Source organism: Streptomyces sp. WZ.A104, from assembly GCF_002382885.1.
In the GTDB taxonomy this organism is placed as follows: Bacteria; Actinomycetota; Actinomycetes; order Streptomycetales; family Streptomycetaceae; genus Streptomyces.
This window is the reverse complement of sequence record NZ_NWVL01000165.1, coordinates 1-1,744: the sequence shown is the minus strand read 5'-3', so window position 1 is coordinate 1,744 and position 1,744 is coordinate 1. Positions and strand designations below refer to the sequence as shown.

At 75.5% G+C, this 1,744-nt stretch carries 1 protein-coding gene and 2 pseudogenes; all 3 read right to left on the bottom strand.

Translation table 11 applies throughout. The annotated features are described in order from the left end of the window. Positions 1–373 (bottom strand): annotated as a pseudogene (locus CIB93_RS36915) (hypothetical protein); the annotation flags it as partial. 228 nt (positions 374–601) lie between these two features. Beyond that, positions 602–1,384: a TIGR03936 family radical SAM-associated protein gene (locus CIB93_RS36910; RefSeq protein WP_096633123.1), complete on the bottom strand. Its 783-nt coding sequence runs from the start codon at positions 1,382–1,384 to the stop codon at positions 602–604. 123 nt (positions 1,385–1,507) lie between these two features. Continuing rightward, positions 1,508–1,744, bottom strand: a pseudogene (locus CIB93_RS36905) (hypothetical protein); the annotation flags it as partial.

Below are 1,744 nucleotides of genomic sequence, written 5' to 3'. Positions count from 1 at the left end.
CGGCGGACTCCTCCTCCACGACGGGCTCCGCGACGGACTCGGCGGCGGCCGGGGCCGCGGTCTCGACGGCCTCGGTGCTCTCCGCCGGCGCCGGGGCGCCGGCGGGGGCGGTGGCCTTGCGCACGGCGCGGCGGCGCGTACGGGCGGGAGGGGCGGTCTCGGTGACCGTTTCCTCGGGTGTGTCGTCCGGGGCCGGGGCGGCGGACTCGGCGGCCGGTATGGCCGACGTGACGTCCTCGACGGGCGTCACGGCAGCGCCCGGCGGGCCCGCCGGGCGGGAGGCGGCGCGGCGCCTGCGGCGCGGCGGCAGCTTGTCCCCGGGGGTGTTCTCGTCGTTGTTCCCGGTCGTGCCGGGTTCGTTCGGCTGAGGCATGCGGGCGGTTCTCCCGTCGTGCTCCCGGGCGCCGCGTCTGATTCCGGTCCGGCTCGGTCCGCAGTGGTGCGATACCGCCGTCCGGGGCGCGGGCGCCGCACGGGAGCTGATGTCTGGCTCGCCGGTTCCGTATGCGGTGTGCGTACGGCCTGGCGAAAGTCTTGTGGGTCAGTGCGCGGCCCGACCCAGGTGGCTCCCGAGTCGGAGGGCTGCGCTACAACGACCGCCTTACGCGGAACCTGCACCTTCCGGCGCCGTCGCGACGGCTGCCCCGGCGACCGCGGGATGTGCGGTCGGGGCGGCCTCGCGGTCGGGCGCGAGCGGGTCGGTCACCGTGCCGGACTCCTCGTCGAAGAGCCCCTGCGCCAGCCTCGTCACCGCAGCGGGGACGGGCGGCGCCAGGTCGGCCACAGCTCGGAGACCGGACAGGACGTCGTCGGGTCGCACGGCAGGTGTCACGTGCCGCACAACCAGGCGCAGTATCGCACAGGGCCGCTCGCCCGGCCTATCGGCCGGGGCGTCGACGACCCGCAGATCGGCGACGGCTGCACGGGCGTCGAAGGTCCGGATGCCGTTCTTCGCCTTGCGCTGGACCTCGACGCTCCCGGCGTCGTTGAACGCGGCCACGGCCGTGCGGACGTCCTCGGGGTCGACGCCGTCCAGGCGCATCTCCCAGACGGACGCGGTGAGCCGTTCGGCCAGGCCCGAGGTGCGGGCCTCCACCGCGTCGACGATGTCGAGGCCGTCCGGCAGCGACTCGTCGAGCAGGGCGCGCAGGACGTCGGGGTCACGTGCCTCGGTGAGGGCGATCTCCAGGAACTCGGCCTCACTGCCCGTGCCGGTGGGTGCGGCATTGGCGTAGCTGACCTTGGGGTGCGGGGTGAAGCCCGCCGAATACGCCATCGGTACCTCGGAGCGGCGCAGTGCCCGCTCGAAGGCCCGCTGGAAGTCGCGGTGGCTGGTGAACCGGAGGCGGCCGCGCTTGGTGTAGCGCAGGCGGATGCGCTGCACTGCCGGTGCGGGCGGCGGGCCTTCGGGCTGTCGCTTGCCCAGTGGTTCTTCTCCTCGGTGCGGGGCGGGCGCGGTGACACGCCGCCCACGAAATACGGGTGGCCCCCGGGGTGCCGCTCCGGCTCACACCCGCTTGACGAGTTTCTCGCCGAGCGGGGCGCTCTCGGATGCCTGCGCCGCGCTGGGGACAGTCGTTGTACTACCCAGAGTACGCGCAGGGGCCTCCACCGGTTCCCCGGACCGCGCGCCGCTCGCGCCACCGGCCAGTGCGCGCCAGGCGTCCCGGCGGGCCTGGCGCACGGTTTCCCGGGCCGTGGCGAGGGCCGAGCGGGCGGCGCGGCCCGCCTCGACGGCGGCGCG